Below are 12,887 nucleotides of genomic sequence, written 5' to 3' on the forward strand. Positions count from 1 at the left end.
TTCTTAAGCTTGGCGAACCAGGCTTTAGGCAACCGCAGCATATTGATGCAATTGTTGCTCGGCATCACGCAGCGGCCTGAAATCAATCCAGTCATCCAGGTCAAAATCTTTGTCCAACAGGCCGTGCACCAGCATGAAGTTCTTTTGCTGGTGGAACAGCGCTACACGTTCCGGGGACAAATCAGGGGCCAGTTGCAGATGGAAGTTTTCCCCATACGCCGTCGCCACGCCATCTTCGCCAGAGCGGGTTTCGGATTCCAGAATCTCGCGCACACCTTTGAGGTTACTTTTGGCCCAGTCTGCCGCACGCAAGGTCTGGTAAAGGAAACGCACCACCAGGTCATAATGATTGTCCAGCAATGACTGATGCACGGTAATCGGCCGTGGCGTGCCATTATTGACGCGGCTCGACAGCTCGGGATAACTGTCGAGGTCTATGCCCACGACCGCACCAACGCGCTTAGCGGCATCGACCGCAGACGCGCCTTTCACATACACTGCATCGACTTTGCCTTCGATGAGCGCATCCAGACCAGACCACAACTCGCCCAGATTATTACGGTTATCACGACCATTGCGGTTACCACGACCAGACGGCACCTCTACCAGACTGACATCATCCAGCGTCAAGCCAGCAATGTTCAGCGCGCCTTTATACCCATGCAAACTCATGCCTCGCGCGATACTGCTACCACGCACATGGCTGGCAATCGGGTGCTCGATAAACGCCGGCAACGCCAGGCGCAAGCCCTTCAACTGCTCAGGCTGGGTAATGCCGCTATCCGGCCGCACCAGAATCGCCTGCCACTCGTCAATCCAGGTCAGGCCAATGAGCTTGGTCGGCGCACCCTGGGCTTTGGCAGCCAGTGCCAGCAAGTTACCCCCTTCGCGGATCAATGAAGGTAATTCATGATCATAATGATGCTTGGACAGCTCTTTCGGCGCCTCCTGCAAGGTGGCGATGTTGATGTTGTCGCGCGCGAACTCTTCATTGAGCCAGCCCAATTTATAGGCCAGACCAGTGGCGGTCGGCACCGGGCAACGCGTGAACCAGAGTTGGTCGATAGTGTGTGCTGTGGTCACTTGAACGCTCCTGTCATTACAAGTCAGATGGTCGCAACAAGCCTTCTTCTTTGGCTTGCTCATAAAGCTTGGCCATCTTCCATTGCTGCTTCAACACCCCTGGACCATACTCGCGTGAACCACCCAGCGCTTCTGCCAGGGTTTGCAACTTGGCGCCTTCTTCCAGCAACAAAATAAACTCGGCCAATTTACGCAGGCCCTCTTTACCCCACACCGTCGAGCCACCGTTGGCTTCCAAAATCGCGATGTTATGCGGATTAATCGCAATCTGATCAAGGATGAAATCCACCTCCTGCTGACGGCGGTCAATATAAATCGGGATTTCTTTAATCAGGTTAAAGCGCTGTACCGGCACATAGCGGATAGGCAGGGTGCGATGCGTTTGTGCCCAGGCACCCAGATAGGTGGAGTGTATGTGTGAAATAGTGGTCACTTCGGGACGCACCTGGAACAACTTGGTGTAGCGGCCAGCGCCTGCGCCACTGCCCTTACCAGAATAAACGGTGCCATCAAACCCCACTACGGTGGCTTCAATGGCCTTGCCTTTATTAAACGGGCCGGGATCATTCACGATGATCAACTTGTCCTGGCCTGGCACGCGGTGTACAAACCCCACGGTGCCATTGGCGGTGATGGTGTCCGTCTCGCGGAACACGTCAAATGCCAGTTTGGCTTCTGCCACAGTCTCGCTCACGTAACGTTCCAGATCCAGTTCGGTATTAATAGTCACGACAGTCATTGTCAGTCCTTTCAAAATACATGTGAAAACAACACGGACTATTTTGCAAAGACTGTGCCACCTGCAACATTGAAAATTTACCTATAAAAATCATCATGTTAATAAAATCACAACCATCAAACGCCTGTTGCCCAGGCAACAAGTGTTGCGATTAACACAGCAAAATGTTGAATTCCCATCCCTCACCAAGGCCGCCATCAATATAACCAATATGAATATTGTTATAATTTATAGAACTTTGACTTATTAATGATCAATGTAATATAGTGACTCGCCTGTTAAATAAGGAGTCAATGATGAGCGCACAACGATGGGATATCCGTGATTCGTACACCGAACGTACCGATCATGTGATCACACACCCGAATCCGTCTGCCGTCAGCTTGTCCGTGCGGGCAAGTGCACTGGTGTTCAGCGATCCCAAGTCACAAAATTTGCTGTCCTTAATCGAAAGAATTGCGTCCAGCAATGCAACCGCGCTGATTATTGGCGAAACCGGGACCGGCAAGGAACTGATTGCCCGCCACATTCACTCACTGAGCAACCGTAGAAACGGCCCGTTTCAGGCGATTAATTGCGGCGCCTTCTCCGAAACACTGGTAGAAAGCGAGTTGTTTGGCTATGAAAAAGGCGCATTTACCGGCGCCAACACGTCCAAAGTGGGCTGGTTTGAAACCGCCAATGGTGGCACACTGTTCCTGGATGAAATTGGTGATTTACCGCAGTCTACCCAGGTAAAATTATTGCGCGTGCTTCAAGAACGCGAAGTGGTACGTGTAGGCGCCAGAAAGCCGATTCCGATTGATGTGCGCCTGATTGCGGCGACCAACGTTAACCTCGAAGAAGCGGTGAAAGCCGGGCGTTTCCGCGAAGATTTGTACTACCGCATTAAAGTCGTCCCGGTAGAACTGCTGCCCCTGCGCGAACGCCGGGGTGACATTTTGCCGCTAGTTGAGCACTTTTTAAATGTATATCGCAACAAGTTAAATACATCTAGCCACACATTAGCACCAGAAACCACTTCGTTGCTCATGGACTATCCGTGGCCAGGCAACATCCGCGAACTGGAGAATGTGATCCACCGCGCAGTCTTGGTGAGTACCTCCAACACGCTGTACCCGAAAGACCTGAACCTGCCAAAGATCAGCTTTAACCGGCCAGAATTGACGACTGAGGATGACAGCGGTATCACAGCACCGATTCCCAGCCGCATCAGTTACGAACGCCAAAGCGCGTTGTACAAGCTGGAGAGCGTGCTGGAGGAATTGTTTGAGCAGGCACCAGAAAATCTGTACGAACTGATCAATGGCACCACGGTAAGCAAGGCTTACGAGCACAGCAAAAACAACCAGGTACACACCGCCAAACTGCTAGGCATCAGCCGCAATATCCTGCGCGCCAGGTTAAAAGAGCTTAACCTGATCGCATAAAAAAGAGGGGTTTGATACCCCTCTTTTTTATGTAGAACGCACTCCAATAGCCTGCATTAAGCCACTAGCGTCTCTGGCAGATGCTGCTTGATGAGCACCGCAGCCTGCGCCAATGCCTGCTCAATACGCTGTTCAATCACGGCGCTATCCAGTTGATAGTTGGTAAACTCAGCATCCCTGGCAAAAATCGTGGTCGGGATGGTGTAAATACCAAAAAAGCTGGCCAGACTTCTCAAGTGCGACTCCAGCACCAGCGCATGGTGATCGCTGCCACCAGTGGCAACGAGGATCGCCACTTTACCCGTGAGTTTTTTCGGGTCTATCAGGTCGAAAAAGTGTTTGAGCAGGCCAGTATAAGAAGCTTTATACACTGGCGTACCAATGACGATAATATCGGCCTGGTGCAATTTGTCATAGGCTTGCGTCAACGCTGGCGGAAATTGGTTGAATGACACAGTAGGCCCTAAGTCGGCGGCCAGTTTAGAGATATCGATCACCTCACCCGGGCTATGAAACTTCTGGCTGGCTTTGGCCACGGCAGCTTCTACCAGTGACAGCGTTCTGGAAGGGGCGGTGATATTCCCGGAGACTCCAACAATTCTTGGCATTTCGATTTCCTGATTAAACAATGTCCTTGTTTAATAGCAAATTAAATGCCAGATTTAAATCATTTAAAATCAATCACATGCAAAACAGATGCTGCCTAATCAACAATCAAATCCCCTCAAATGTTGGGAATGCAACACATCAGACCTGCGCGACCCAGGCGACTAGGTTTTAATTTTGCGCGTGGGGCGCGCAGGTGTCATGTGTTCAGCGTACATATTAATCAGGCTACGCTGGCCACTACCGTCACCACACGACTGAAAATGAATCAGGTAGCGTTTGCCGATCTTGATAAACTGGTGCGCGGCCTGAATTTCTTCCAGCGACAACACCGGGTTCTCGCCGACGTTGGTCGCAATATCGAGCTTACGCCCCAGCCAGTCAACGCCAATTTTCTCCGGCGTCATACCACTCTCGCTGTAAGCCACGGTTTTCACGGTCGCCACCGTGACTTGCTGCTGGCAATCGGGTAACACTTCATCCATGCTGACAAGCGCAACGACTGCCGGTTTGGCCGCTGTTTTGCTGCCGGGTAACGGTGCATGTATCACTTTAGCACTGTCACTGGCGGCCAACACCAACACTGGCAACAGACATGGCAGCATCATGAGCAAGCAAGCCAGGCGAACACTGGCGGGGATGGTGGTCGAACGCATGGCATGTTCCCTTCATTGAGGATGCTTTTTATTTAAATAGGCAGATGACATCTGCCAATATAGCGCATTTGGTAAACAGGCGAAGAGGATTAACCTTTGTAAAACGCGACCCCGTAGGCAAATTCTGACCAGCAATTTAGCAAAGCACCGATAGGACTAGCCTGCCCGGCCTTTTAAGATGCCAACATCTTCTCTGTCTAAAACGAAAGGTCAGACCTATGCTTTATTATGCATTGCTGTTTCTTGTGATCTCTTTTGTGGCTGGTTTACTGGGTTTCAGGGGCATTGAGTCTGGTGCCGCCACGATCTCGAAAGTGTTCTTCTTTATTTTCCTGCTGCTGGCGATTGGCATCGCCTTGGCTGCAGCGTTGGGTATCAGCCTGTTTGCATAACAGCTGATCCAAATCACGCGCCCTGACCATTGTCATGGCGCGTTTTAGCTTTACGCTCATGCGCAATCGCGGCGATAATAGTTCATGGTTTCAGTCAGCCGCCCCGCACACACTCCTATTGCCAACGATCCTCAGGCGCTCGCCGCATGGATTGCGTCTTTACCGTCCCGTTTTACCCCCCATGAATTAGCGCAGATTCGCCAGGCCGGTGAGCTGGCTGCCACGCTGTATCGAGAAAAATGCGCCATGAACAGCAGCCCCTTGCTGCAACATGCGTTGGAAACTGCCGCCATTCTGACTGAGATGAATATGGATGCAGATAGCCTGGTGGCTGCGATCTTACAGGCAACGCCTGACTGCTTAAGCGATTGGTCAGTTGAGTTGTCCAGCCAGTTCGGTCCAACGGTAGTGAGTTTGGTCGAGGGCATCGCCCGTATGTCACAGATTCAGGCCTTGAGCGAGGTCGATAGCGCACAGCATGACCGTGCACAACAACTGGAAGCCCTGCGCAAAATGCTGCTGGCCATGGTGCAGGATATCCGCGTGGTCCTAATCAAGCTGGCAGAACGCACGCAATTACTGCGACACCTCTCTGGGGCCAGCCCCGAGGTACAGGCGCAGGTGGCTCGCGAAAACCAGAGTATTTTTGCCCCGCTGGCCAACAGGCTGGGCGTGTGGCAATTGAAATGGGAGCTGGAAGATTTATCGTTGCGCTACCTGGAGCCACAGCTCTATAAAGAAGTGGCGAAGATGCTAGACGAGCGGCGTGTTGACCGCGAACAATACATTGCAGACGTGGTCGCCCAACTGCAACACGAACTCACGCTGGCGGGCGTCAAGGCGGAAGTCAGCGGTCGGCCCAAGCATATCTCCAGCATCGTCAAAAAAATGAAGAGCAAGCATTTGCAGTTTAACCAGCTGTATGACGTGCGTGCCGTGCGCATCATGGTAGACGATATCAAGGACTGCTATACCGCACTCGGCCTGGTGCATCACCTGTGGCAGCCGATTCCGGGTGAGTTTGACGACTATATCGCGCGCCCGAAAAGCAACAATTACCGTTCATTGCATACGGCAGTGAGTGGCCCGCGCGGCCTGGCGCTGGAGGTGCAAATCCGCACCTTTGAAATGCACCAGCATTCGGAGCTAGGCGTGGCAGCACACTGGCGCTACAAGGAAGGCGCCAAGTCAGATGCCAGGTTTGATGAAAAAATTGCCTGGTTACGCCAGATTCTTTCCTGGAAAGACGACGTGGCCGACCATGGCGATTTGCTGGAACAATTTAATAGCGAACTGTTCCAGGACAAGGTGTATGTGCTGACGCCACAAGGCAAAGTCATTGATTTGCCGCACGGCGCCACGCCGATTGATTTTGCCTATGCCTTGCATACCGACCTCGGGCATAGAACCAAGGGCGCCAAAATCAATGGTCAAATCGTGCCGTTACACACGCGGCTGGAGAACGGGCAACGGGTGGAGATTCTCACCGCCAAACAGGGCGCCCCCAGCCGCGACTGGCTGAATGCATCATTGGGTTTTTTGCAAAGTCCGAGTGCGCGCGCCAAGGTCAGGCACTGGTTTAAATACCAGCACTTTGACGAAAATGTCGCCCAGGGCCGCGCCAAGCTAGATAAAGAACTGCATAGAGCCGGGGCAAGCAGCCTGCCACTGGAACGTATCGCGCAAAAATTGCAATTCCAGAAGCTGGAAGATTGTCTGGCAGCGATTGGGCGCGGTGACATTAGCGAGCACCAGATTGCCATTACCATCCAGGGCGAAATCGCCCCTGCCGAACCGGCACCCGCACCGCCACTGGTCAAACGCCCAACCGCTTCGCAGGTCAACCATGCAGGCGTCACCATTGAAGGCATAGGCAATGTGCAAACCACCATGGCCAGATGCTGCAAACCGGTGTCGCCAGAGCCCATCGTCGGCTACCTGACACGCAACCACAGCGTCACCATCCACCGCCAGGCCTGCACCTTTATTAGCCGCCTGGCCGAGATACGCCAGAATCGCTTGCTGGCCGCACAATGGGGCAACAGCCAATCAGGGTTATCAGAAGTGGATATTGTGCTGGAAGCCAATGACAGGCAGGGCTTGCTACGCGATATCAGCGAACTGTTTGCGCGTGAAAAAATCAATACTACCAAGGCCAATACGCTGAGTCGCAACCATGTGGCATTGATGCAATTCACCGTAGAGTTAAGTGATATTGACCAGTTGCAGCACTTGCTGCTGCGCTTACAACAGGTGCCAGGTGTGATCTCGGCACAACGAAAAACCTGAAAGAGGCCATATGTCTTATCTTGACGACCCACGTGTGTATTTTGCTGCCGAACGCACCTTGCTGGCCTGGCAACGCTCAGCAATTGCCTTGATGGGGCTGGGCTTTGTGATTGAGCGCTTTGGCCTGTTTATGCAACTGGTGGCACACGATCACCCACTGCCACATGCACAAAGCGCGTTATCGCTGTATATCGGGGTCGGTTTTATTCTCATTGGCGCCTGTACCGCCATATTGTCTGCGGGTCAGTTCCTGGTATTTTGCCAGTCGCTGAATCCACAGGAAAAACCCCGCGGCCATGTGTTGTGGTTACCGCCTGCGGTCAATCTGTTTCTGGCCGTCACTGCGGTGGCCTTAAGCGGCTGGCTGATACTCACGCGCTAATAATACGCCCCGCTTCCTTACTTGGATGCATCTGCGCCTGCGGCAATATTCACCAGCACACCATCCGTCACGCCATCTGGCGGATTCTCAATCACCTGGTCCTGGCTGGTCAGGCCAGACTGCACTTCCAGCGTTTTGCCGAGGTCTCGGGCAATGGTAATCGTCTTTAATACCACTTTGTGATCCTGGCCAACGGTGGCGACCTTCAGCCCGTTCTGGTCAAAAATCAGCGCACTGGCCGGAATACTTAAGCGGCCAGCGGCATCATTCAATGCCAGATTCACGTTAGCAAAGCCGCCTGGCAGGAAACGGCCAGCCGCATTATCCACCAGCAATTGCACCAATGTCGTTCCAGACGACGCATTGATAGCGCCCGAAGTCGACTGTATGGTGGCCTCAAACACGGCATCTGGCGAATCTGGCACCGTAAACTGCGCTTTGCCGCCTGGCTTGATCTGGCTGACATAGTTTTGCGGCACATTGATGTATAAACGCAGTTTGCGGGTATTGGACACTTCAAACAATGGCTGTGCCGTCGTACCGCTATTGCCCGCATTAATCAGGGCCCCGGTATCGGTATTACGCGCCGTGACCGAGCCATCAAAAGGCGCCAGAATTTTAGCGAAGCTCTTGAGCGCAAGCAGGCGGTTCACATTGGCTTCAGCTGCTTTCACGATCGCCTGCTTGCTTTGGTAGTCGCCGACCTTTTCATCCACTTCCTGCCGTGCAATAGATTGCGTTTTCAGCATATCCTGCCAGCGCTTGGCCGTGGTTTCCGCCAGCGCAACATTGGCCTGGGCACTAGCCAGGTCAGCTTTGGCCTGTAATAGCTCCTGGTCCAGGTCCGGGGTTTCGATTTCTGCCAGCAATTGCCCGTTCTTAACACTGCCACCAATATCAACCTTCCAGTTCTTCAGATACCCGCTAACCCGCGCATAAATAGGCGCACGGGCATAGGCCTCAAAGCGGCCAGGCAGGTTCAGGCTGCCCGCTTCTGCACCATAATCAGGCTGGCTGACACTCACGGTCGCCACGGCCTGTTTGTCTGTCCAGGCTTTGAGTTTTTCGTGATTACCCGCGCGACTGGTCACACCAATCACCACAATCCCAATCGCAGCCAGGGCCAACAGCAGGCCACCCAGTTTAAGTCCACGGGAAGTCCCCGTCGTCGCATTACGCATGTACATCTCCGCTAGAAACACTGACAGGGCGCGGGTAGTGCTTTTTGTGGATGGCGTTAAACACCACCGGCACAAACAGCAGCGTGGCCACCGTCGCAAATAATAGACCGCCAATCACGGCACGGCCCAATGGGGCATTCTGCTCGCCGCCTTCGCCCAGGCCCAGGGCCATCGGCGTCATGCCGATCACCATCGCCAATGCCGTCATTAACACCGGACGGAAGCGCACAAACCCTGCATCAATCGCCGCCGCAGTGGCATCTTGCAGCTCGGCCAGGCGCTCACGGGCAAAACTGATCACCAGCACACTGTTGGCCGTCGCCACGCCCATACACATAATGGCGCCAGTCAGGGCGGGCACCGATAAGGGGGTGTAGGTCACAAACAGCATCCAGACGATGCCTGCCAATGCTGCAGGCAAGGCAGAGATAATCACAAACGGGTCACTCCAGGATTGCAAATTGACTACAATCAGCAGGTAAATCAGCACAATCGCCCCCAGCAAGCCAAAAAACAGGCCGGTGAATGCATGGTCCATGGTATAGGCCTGGCCCAGCATCACCACAGTCGCCGCCTTGGGCACCTGGTCTTTGGTCTCTTCCAGTATCTTGCGGATATCGGCTGCCACGGCGCCAAGGTCTCGGTCCTGCGTACTGGCATGCACTTGCACCATAGGCTGGATATCATACTGGCTGACCACGGCATTGCCGACGCTGCGTTTAAAGGTGGCAATCCCGCCCAGGGTCTGCAACGGGCCATCGCTACCGCTAATCGGCAAATTGGCCAGTGCATTCAGGCTATCCAATTGATATTGCGGTGTTTGCAGCACAATAGGATAGGTCACGCCATTGGCCGGGTTGAGCCAGTAGGTGGGTGAAACCTGTGAGCTACCGGCCATATTAATCACCATGCTATTGGTCACATCGCGCGTACTGATGCCGATTTCCTGCGCGCGGGTCTTATCAATGGCAATATCAAATGAAGGTCGACTGCGTGATTGCTGGATACGTGCATCGACCACGCCAGGCACCTGACGCACCTTGGCCAGTAGCTGGTTGGCATAAGTAAAATCGTCAGCCAGTTTGCCACCACGGATCTGGATATCAATTGGTGCAGGCGAACCGAAGTTGAGAATCTGGCTGACAATATCGGCAGGCGGAAACGAAAAAGTGGTATCCGGGAACTGCTTGGGCAACACTTCGCGCAGGATGCGGACATAATCGGCCGTCGGCGCGTGATGTGCTTTAAGTGCAATCTGGATATCGCCATCATGCGCGCCGGTCAGGCCGGTATTGTTATAAGTCATGTTGATACTACTGATCGGCATGCCGATATTGTCGACAATGGTCAGGATTTCATCTGCTGGAATGACCTTTTTAATCGCCGCCTGAATATTGGCAAAACGGTTGGCCGTGTCTTCAATCCGCGTCCCCACCGGCACGCGTGCATGCATGAGGATTTGCCCGCTATCGACACTGGGGAAGAAGTTGCTGCCCAGCATGGGGAGCAATAAAAACGACAGCATGACCACCGCCATAAAACCAACCATAAACAAACGGCTATGGTCGACAGCCAATATCAGGATAGCTTTATAGCCATGACGGATGCGCTCAAACCGGGCTTCAAACCATTGCTGAAAAAGTACCAGCGGGTTACGGCTGACCGGCCTGTGCTCTTCGTGCAAATGCGGTTTAAGCAGGTAATTCGCCATGGTGGGCACCAGCGTACGCGACAAGATAAATGAGCTGACCATGGCAAACATCACCGCTTCAGCCATGGGCACAAACAGGTAGCGCGACACGCCTTCGAGAAAAAACATAGGCACAAACACGATACAGATACACAACAGCGACACAAACGCGGGCGTGACGATTTGAGCTGCGCCATCGAGGATAGACTGTTCGACCGGCTTGCCCTGCTCCAGGTGCCAATTGATATTTTCGATGGTGACCGTTGCCTCATCCACCAGTAAGCCTACCGCCAGTGCCAGGCCGCCCAAGGTCATGATATTCAGCGTTTCGCCGATGGCAGACAAGCCAATGATCGCCCCCAGGATAGACAGCGGAATGGAGGTCGCAATAATCAGCGATGAACGCCAGCTGCCCAAAAACAGCAGGATCATGAGGCTGGTTAAAATCGCCGCCAGCACACCTTCAAACACCACGCCATCAATCGCGGCACGCACAAAAATAGACTGGTCATTGATCGGTGTGGCAACCAGCGTCTCTGGCAAGCCGGGTTTGATTTCCTCCAGTTTGGCTTTGATACCGTCAACAATGGCCAGCGTCGAAATCGCGCCATTCTTAAGGATGGTCATCAGCACCGAGCGGTTACCATCCACATGCACGATGTTGGTTTGCGGCGGGTTACCGTCACGCACCTGGCCGATATCGCGCATATACACGGTGGCACCATTGACTACTTTCACCGGGATATTAGCCAGGTCTTCAATCGCCGCGGCGGCATTATTGAGGTTTAAGGTGTATTCAATGCTGCCGATTTTTTGCGTACCGATCGGCACCACCATATTATGGGCAGCCAGCGCATTCGAAATATCCTGCGCAGACAGGCCGCGTGCCTGCAAGGCGGCCGGATTGAGGTCGATCTGGATTTGGCGGCTCTTGCCGCCATAAGGGAAAGGCACACCCGCCCCCGGCACGGTCACCAGGCGGATACGCACGGCGTTCAAGCCGAGGTCAGCCAGGTTTTGCTCGGTCAGGCCTTTGCCGGACAAGGCAATCTGTAAAATCGGCACCGTAGATGCGTTGTAATTCAGGATCAGCGGTGGCGTGGTGCCGGTTGGCATTTGCCGCGTCACCGTTTGCGAGATGGCCGACACCTGCGCATTGGCCGTCGCGATATTCACCCCAGTATGAAAAAAGATTTTAACGATGGCAAAGCCGTTGTAGGAGTTGGCCTCGATATGCTCAATATCGTTGACAGTCGTTGTCAGCGTGCGCTGGTAAAGCGTCGTGATGCGGCCTGCCATATCATCTGGCGGCAAGCCGGTATATTGCCAGGCAACTGCCACCACCGGGATACGGATTTCGGGAAAAATATCGACCGGGCTGCGCATGGCAGACAAGGTGCCAAAAATTAAAATCAGCAAAGCCATCACCACAAAGGTATAAGGCCGTTTGAGCGCAATGCCCACCACGTTAAACATGTAACACTTTCTCCACCTCTGTGGTGCTGACTTCAAACCCGGCATCGCGCCAGGCATCAATGCCGCCACTCAATGGACGGATATTGCGATAACCGCGGTTAATCAGTTTTTTGGCCACCTTGGCCGCCGTCACTTCATTCGGGCATGAGCAGTACAACACCACGGGCGCATCTTCGTCGATATCCAGCACCAGTTGGTCCACTTCGTCCAATGTGACAAACTGTGCGCCTGGAATCCAGCCATCATCCACCAGGTGTTTGGCACGCGTATCCAGGATGACGGGCGCAACACCCTGGCTCAGCATGTCGTTTAATTCCTGCACGCTGATACGTGCCATGCGCAGGCTCTTGATAAACCGCTGCCTGTCCCACCACTTAGAGGCGATGAATGCAGCCAGTAACACCAGTACCAGCAAGGTGCCCCACTTACCCATTTCAACCAGAGTGAGCATCAACTCATCAATCGCCGAACTGAACAAATTACCCAGCCATAGCGCAGAACCTGCCCATAACAATGCACCCAGGCCATCCATGAGCGCAAACAGCCAGTAGCGCGTGCCCGACGAACCGGCCAGTGCACTGGAAATTGAGGCAAAGCCGGGAATGAATTTACAGACCAGCAAGGCAGGCGGGCCAAATTTCAGGTACAAGGCCTCCGTTTGCCGCACACAGGTATCCGGGGATAAAGAGATTTTGCACAACTTGCCCATCACGCGTTTGCCATATTTACGTCCGGCACGGTACCAGATGGAATCTGCCACCAGCGCAGCACCCACGGCCACCAGCAGCATGGCTGCCCAGGAGTACTGGCCATTACCGATCAGCACACCTGCCAGCAACAAGGTCGGGTAGGCCGGTAAAGGCAAGCCCATTTGCTCGAGGAACACACTGGCAAACACGATCAGCAACCCATATTGCTGTATCAACTCAAGAACGGTATTCATAAAGGATGATTAATTCGCGA

At 53.6% G+C, this 12,887-nt stretch carries 11 protein-coding genes; 4 read left to right on the forward strand and 7 right to left on the reverse strand.

Annotated elements, in window-relative coordinates; genetic code table 11:
• Window positions 1–24: 24 nt before the first annotated feature.
• Together ACIDE9_RS10285 and ACIDE9_RS10290 are read right to left on the reverse strand one after the other, a co-directional pair.
• On the reverse strand, window positions 25–1,083 hold the full coding sequence (locus ACIDE9_RS10285; protein WP_411994617.1) for an ABC transporter substrate-binding protein: 1,059 nt from the start codon (window positions 1,081–1,083) through the stop codon (window positions 25–27).
• Between the two features lie 16 nt (window positions 1,084–1,099).
• Window positions 1,100–1,822, reverse strand: coding sequence for a class II aldolase/adducin family protein (locus tag ACIDE9_RS10290; RefSeq protein WP_194754713.1), 723 nt, complete (start codon window positions 1,820–1,822; stop codon window positions 1,100–1,102).
• A gap of 296 nt (window positions 1,823–2,118) precedes the next feature.
• Here ACIDE9_RS10290 and ACIDE9_RS10295 point away from each other — a divergent pair, with 296 nt between their 5' ends.
• Window positions 2,119–3,252 (forward strand): sigma-54 interaction domain-containing protein, encoded by a 1,134-nt coding sequence (locus tag ACIDE9_RS10295; protein WP_194754714.1) that lies wholly within the window; start codon window positions 2,119–2,121, stop codon window positions 3,250–3,252.
• A 56-nt stretch (window positions 3,253–3,308) separates the two neighbouring features.
• On the opposite strand, the gene ACIDE9_RS10300 is transcribed toward ACIDE9_RS10295, so the two are convergent.
• Entirely contained in the window at window positions 3,309–3,860 is a 552-nt protein-coding gene (locus ACIDE9_RS10300) for an NAD(P)H-dependent oxidoreductase (RefSeq protein WP_411994620.1), read from the reverse strand.
• A gap of 162 nt (window positions 3,861–4,022) precedes the next feature.
• Window positions 4,023–4,514, reverse strand: a complete 492-nt coding sequence (locus ACIDE9_RS10305) for a hypothetical protein (RefSeq protein WP_411994622.1) — start codon at window positions 4,512–4,514, stop codon at window positions 4,023–4,025.
• Between the two features lie 218 nt (window positions 4,515–4,732).
• On the opposite strand from ACIDE9_RS10305, the gene ACIDE9_RS10310 reads away from it, so the two are divergent.
• The 3 genes from ACIDE9_RS10310 (at window position 4,733) to ACIDE9_RS10320 (ending at window position 7,577) form a co-directional block, all read left to right on the forward strand.
• On the forward strand, window positions 4,733–4,906 hold the full coding sequence (locus ACIDE9_RS10310; RefSeq protein WP_194754717.1) for a DUF1328 domain-containing protein: 174 nt from the start codon (window positions 4,733–4,735) through the stop codon (window positions 4,904–4,906).
• Between the two features lie 84 nt (window positions 4,907–4,990).
• On the forward strand, window positions 4,991–7,195 hold the full coding sequence (locus ACIDE9_RS10315; protein WP_411994624.1) for a RelA/SpoT family protein: 2,205 nt from the start codon (window positions 4,991–4,993) through the stop codon (window positions 7,193–7,195).
• A 10-nt stretch (window positions 7,196–7,205) separates the two neighbouring features.
• Window positions 7,206–7,577: a YidH family protein gene (locus ACIDE9_RS10320; protein WP_194754719.1), complete on the forward strand. Its 372-nt coding sequence runs from the start codon at window positions 7,206–7,208 to the stop codon at window positions 7,575–7,577.
• Between the two features lie 17 nt (window positions 7,578–7,594).
• Here the strand turns inward: ACIDE9_RS10320 and ACIDE9_RS10325 are convergent, their stop codons facing one another.
• Genes ACIDE9_RS10325 through ACIDE9_RS10335 form a run of 3 tightly spaced genes read right to left on the reverse strand, consistent with a single transcriptional unit; the run spans window position 7,595 to window position 12,867 of the window.
• Window positions 7,595–8,758, reverse strand: coding sequence for an efflux RND transporter periplasmic adaptor subunit (locus tag ACIDE9_RS10325; protein WP_411994627.1), 1,164 nt, complete (start codon window positions 8,756–8,758; stop codon window positions 7,595–7,597).
• Entirely contained in the window at window positions 8,751–11,924 is a 3,174-nt protein-coding gene (locus ACIDE9_RS10330; RefSeq protein WP_411994629.1) for an efflux RND transporter permease subunit, read from the reverse strand. Before ACIDE9_RS10330 ends, ACIDE9_RS10325 begins: the two co-directional genes overlap by 8 nt.
• The gene (locus tag ACIDE9_RS10335; RefSeq protein WP_194754722.1) at window positions 11,917–12,867 is read right to left on the reverse strand and encodes a DedA family protein/thiosulfate sulfurtransferase GlpE; all 951 of its coding nucleotides are present in this window, start codon (window positions 12,865–12,867) and stop codon (window positions 11,917–11,919) included. The genes ACIDE9_RS10330 and ACIDE9_RS10335 overlap by 8 nt, the downstream gene beginning before the upstream one ends.
• Window positions 12,868–12,887 lie beyond the last annotated feature (20 nt).

Origin of the sequence: Methylophilus sp. 'Pure River', from assembly GCF_046765995.1 — a bacterium.
Taxonomy (GTDB): domain Bacteria; phylum Pseudomonadota; class Gammaproteobacteria; order Burkholderiales; family Methylophilaceae; genus Methylophilus.